The following is a 4,213-nucleotide window of genomic DNA, read 5'->3' as shown; positions in this document are numbered from 1 at the left end:
CGGTTCCCGGTCTGCTCGTGGCGCGCGAGCAGGGACATTTCACGCGCCACCAGGAAGCACAGGAAAGCCACCGCCGTGCACAGGATCGCCACGGTGAATGCCAGCTGCCTGCCATGCCATAGATCGCTGAACCACTGCGAGAACTCGGCCGCCAGCACCGCGGCCTTGCCGCCGATGCGTTCCAGTTCAAATTCGTATTGCCTGTCGTACCCGGCGCCATAGGCCAGGTCGCTGCCATCGCCGGCCGCGGCGGTCATATAGATCAGCGCGCCCGCGATCCAGCCGGCGGCCAGGATGAAGGCGCCCAGCAGGTAGAGGCGGGCAGGCAGGGACCGGCGCTTCTCCGGCGATTGCTGTGATTGCTGCGATTGCTGCTTTTCGATATCGCTCATCGGCGTTTCCGGTGTTCTACGCGTTCTCAGTGCTTCCGTGGGTTGACCGGATGCCGATGGCCTGGCATCGCAGGCAAAGAGTGCCGTTTTCTGCGCTTGCGCTGCTTCCGGCCGGCGTGGGGATCGCGACGGCATGCAGGCGCGCCAGACAATCGCAGTATGCTGGATCATGGCACGGCTGACTTCAAGCAAAGCCAAAGCCGAAGCCGAAGGCAAACTTGCCAGGTCCTGTCTTCCGGACACACCATGCCCTCTCGATCTTTCCAGCCAGGCACCCTGTGGCCGGGCATCCTGCGCCAGACCGGGCACGCACTGCGTTGCGGGGCGCTGCGTCCGATCGAGACCATCCAGGCGACCATCGAGGATGGCGGCGTGCGCTTCCTGGTCCGCCAGGTTTCCAGTCTCGCGCACAAGGACCAGGCCCGGCGGGCCGACAACGCCAGCGCCGGGGGCGGCGGCGTCAACCCGTTCCTGCCTTACGATCCGGACCTGTTCGTCGCCGACCTGTCGGACACCCACGTTGCGCTGCTGAACAAGTTCAACGTCATCGACCATCATCTCCTGATCGTCACCCGCCGTTTCGAATCCCAGGATGCACTGCTTGACCTGGCGGATTTCGCGGCATTGCTGGCCTGCATGGCCGGGTTCGACAGCCTGGGCTTCTACAACGGTGGCGCGGCCGCCGGCGCCAGCCAGCGCCACAAGCACCTGCAGGTGGTGCCGCTGCCGCTGGCCGGTGACGGCCCGCCGCTGCCCATCGCACCGCTGCTGGCCTCGGCGCGCATCGACGGCCTGGCCGGCACCGTGCCGGGCCTGGCGTTCGCGCATGCGTTCGCGCCGCTGCCCCTGTCCGCGGCACTGTCGGCAGAGCCGCCCCAGGCGTTGGCCCGCACGTTGCTCGAGCGCTACCGTGCGCTGCTGGCGGCGGTCGGCGTGCGCGCCATCGATGTGGATGGAGAGCCGCATCACTCGGCGCCGTACAACCTGCTGGTCACGCCGCTTGGCATGCTGCTGGCGCCGAGGCTGGCCGAAAGCGTGGAAGGCATCTCGGTCAATACGCTGGCTTTCGCGGGATCGTTCTTCGTGCGGGATGCAGCGCAGATGCGTACCGTCGAGCGCCTTGGCCCAATGGCGATGCTGCGGCTGGCGGCGGGCCCGGCACCGGTGCAGCGCGCGGCTGCGCACTGAAAAATTAGAGGTAAATAACCCTGCGGGAACGCCGTTATAGAACCTGAGCCAGCAAGCTGCCGGGCGGCTCCGCGCGTGTTGCGGCGGAGTCCCTTTGTGTTGTGCCGGCCGAAGTCGGATCGCGTCGCTCTCCATGTGATGCGATGTTCCCAAATTGAACAACTTGGTGGGCCCCACCTCTTGCCTCTTCAAATGGCTACCGCCCCAGGCAACCTGTGCCGCGGATCCAAGCGCTTCCGCCCCCGTTTCCTGCTGGCCCTTTTTTCCGCCATCCTGTGCACGCTGCCGCAAGGCGTTACCGCGGACACTGCCCAGCAACGTTCCGATGCGGTGGTTCGTGTGGTCCACAGCCTGCTTGGCTATGCGCGCTGGCCCACCGAGCCCGAGGTGCTGCGCCTGTGCGTCGATGGTTCCGCCCGTTACGCCGCCAGGCTTTCGGAGGGTGGAACCCTGGCGACCGGCCGTCCCGTGCAAGCCAGGCGTATCGACCTGCAGGATGCCGGATCGACCGCGGGCTGCGATTCCGTCTACCTGGGTGCGATGACCGACGCACGGCGCAAGAAGATTTCAACCGAGTTGATCGGGCGGCCCGTCCTTGTCATTACCGAAGAGGACTTCGAGTGCGAGATCGGCAGCATGTTCTGCCTCCACGTTCTCGATGGCCATGTTTCGTTCCGGGTCAACCTGGACGCAGTCGCCCGCAGCGGCATTCATATCCATCCTGGCGTGCTGCAACTCGGCCGCCGCCGGGGGCCACCGTCATGACAAGGAAATCCCGGTCCGGCGCACCGGTATCGCGTCCGACGCTGTATCACACCCTGCGCCGCATCCACTTCAGCGTGGCGCTGATCGCGGTATGCACGGCCGGCATTTCCCTGACCGCGCTTGGCCTGGCGGCGCTGCGCGTCTATGCCGACCATAACCTGCACCTGGTGGCCCGCTCCATCGCCTTTACCCTGGAGGCCCCGGTGGTGTTCCGCGACCAGTCGGCAGCCAGGGAGGCGCTGGTGGCGGTCGCTTCGGCGGAAGTGGCCCAGGCGCGCGTCTACGACCGGGACAATCGGCTGCTGGCCGAATGGCACCATCCCGCCAGCGAAAGGTTCCCCGCGCTGCAATGGGCGGCCGGCGGCCTGATGGCCCTCGGCCCGGTGGAGCAGGAGATCCTGCATGAAGCACAGGTGGTCGGCACCGTTCGCCTGACGGGCGACCCCGCCAACCTCCTGCGCTTCGTGCTGAGCGGCCTGCTGGGCCTGCTGGCCTGCCTGCTGCTGACCGCGATCAGCGCGCACTACATGTCGCGCCGCATGCTGGTCCACATCATCGAGCCGGTGCGCAACCTGATGCGGGTCGCGCATGCCGTACGCTCGGAGCGCGCCTTCGACCAGCGCACGCCGCCCGCCCATATTGCCGAACTCAACGCGCTCGGCGAGGACTTCAACGGCCTGCTCGACGAACTCGAGACCTGGCAGAGCCAGCTCCAGCACGAGAACCGGTCGCTGGCGCACCGCGCCAGCCACGATAGCCTGACCGGCCTGCTCAACCGCGCCGCATTCGAGGAAGCCCTGAACCGGGCGGTGCGCATTGCCGGCGCCTCGAAGCTGCATGCCGGTGTGCTCTTCCTGGATAGCGATGCGTTCAAGGAGATCAACGACAACTTCGGCCATGCCGCGGGGGACGAAGTGCTTTCCTGCATAGCCCGGCGCATCCGCTCCTGCCTGCGCGAGGGCGACCTGGTTGCACGGCTGGGCGGCGACGAGTTCGCGGTACTGCTGACCGCGCTGCGCAAACCGGGCGATATCGTTCCGGTCGCGGAGCATATCCTGCTGCGCATGAAAGACCCTGTCCAACTGGCTGGCGGCGGCAGCATCATCGCTTCGCTCAGCATCGGCCTTTCCGTGTTTCCCCTCCATGCGCAAACCGCCGCCAGCTTGCTGCAGACGGCGGACGAGGCCATGTACCAGGCCAAGCGCAGGTCAGGGGGGAGCTGGCACAGCGCGGAACCGTGCCTGGCCAGATCCACACCCGCACCCGAGTTGAAATAGGAGTATCCATCGTGCGATCCAATTCGCCTGGGCCCGCAAGGCTGCGCGTCGCCTCTGCCCTGGTTGGCATCACGCTTGCGCTGGGCGCCTGCCAGAGCACGCCAGCCGGCAGGCTCACCGCGCCGCAGGTCGAAACCCTGCAGCTGCAGGGTTTCCAGTTGACCGATAACGGCTGGGAACTGGACCTGTCAGAGAAAGTGCTCTTCGGCCTGGACGAGGACGCAGTCAGTGGCGAGCGGCAACTGGCCGTGCAGCGGATCGGCCTCGCGCTGAAGGCCGCGGGCATCGAGCGCGTCCGGCTGGATGGCCATACGGACGATTCCGGCTCGGCCGAGTACAACCAGCAGCTGTCGGTGCGGCGCGCGGAGGCGGTGGCAAAGGTGTTCGCCGTGGCGGCCTTCCCGCCGGGAAATGTCGTGGTGCGGGGGTTGGGGAAGAGTAAGCCGGTGGCGGATAACAGTACTGTTGCGGGGCGCGCGGAGAACCGGCGGGTGGCGATTGTCGTGACTATCGATTAAATTTTTTCTTAAAATGAAGTGATGTGGTTTGTTGTTGCTAATTTGGGGGTTTTTTAGGGGCCTGATTTAGGGT

The 4,213-nt window shown here is 66.1% G+C and carries 5 protein-coding genes; 4 read left to right on the top strand and 1 reads right to left on the bottom strand.

Going from position 1 to position 4,213, the window contains the following annotated elements; genetic code table 11:
- On the bottom strand, window positions 1–392 hold a 392-nt coding region (locus P3W85_RS01855), incomplete at its 3' end, for a hypothetical protein (RefSeq protein ID WP_276263513.1).
- Between the two features lie 246 nt (window positions 393–638).
- Here P3W85_RS01855 and P3W85_RS01850 point away from each other — a divergent pair.
- The 4 genes from P3W85_RS01850 (at window position 639) to P3W85_RS01835 (ending at window position 4,140) form a co-directional block, all read left to right on the top strand.
- A complete protein-coding gene (locus tag P3W85_RS01850) occupies window positions 639–1,580 on the top strand; it encodes an ATP adenylyltransferase family protein (protein WP_276263512.1) in 942 nt (313 codons plus the stop codon).
- Window positions 1,581–1,772: 192 nt separating this feature from the next.
- Window positions 1,773–2,345 carry a YfiR family protein gene (locus tag P3W85_RS01845; RefSeq protein ID WP_017227355.1) on the top strand — a complete coding sequence of 191 codons (573 nt, stop codon included), beginning with the start codon at window positions 1,773–1,775 and terminating at the stop codon, window positions 2,343–2,345.
- Complete coding sequence (locus tag P3W85_RS01840; RefSeq protein WP_017227356.1) at window positions 2,342–3,622, top strand: diguanylate cyclase domain-containing protein; 1,281 nt, start codon at window positions 2,342–2,344, stop codon at window positions 3,620–3,622. Before P3W85_RS01845 ends, P3W85_RS01840 begins: the two co-directional genes overlap by 4 nt.
- 11 nt (window positions 3,623–3,633) lie before the next feature.
- On the top strand, window positions 3,634–4,140 hold the full coding sequence (locus P3W85_RS01835; protein ID WP_276263511.1) for an OmpA family protein: 507 nt from the start codon (window positions 3,634–3,636) through the stop codon (window positions 4,138–4,140).
- Window positions 4,141–4,213 lie beyond the last annotated feature (73 nt).

The organism is Cupriavidus basilensis (assembly GCF_029335485.1).
Classification (GTDB): Bacteria; Pseudomonadota; Gammaproteobacteria; order Burkholderiales; family Burkholderiaceae; genus Cupriavidus; species Cupriavidus basilensis_E.
Note: the sequence above shows the minus strand (reverse complement) of the source record. Positions and strands in the feature narration are given on the sequence as shown.

Bases quoted from the DNA above. Each gene is read 5' to 3' on its own strand.
- P3W85_RS01850 (WP_276263512.1), top strand. From the start codon at position 639: ATGCCCTCTCGATCTTTCCAGCCAGGCACCCTGTGGCCGGGCATCCTG.
- P3W85_RS01845 (WP_017227355.1), top strand. From the start codon at position 1,773: ATGGCTACCGCCCCAGGCAACCTGTGCCGCGGATCCAAGCGCTTCCGC.
- P3W85_RS01840 (WP_017227356.1), top strand. From the start codon at position 2,342: ATGACAAGGAAATCCCGGTCCGGCGCACCGGTATCGCGTCCGACGCTG.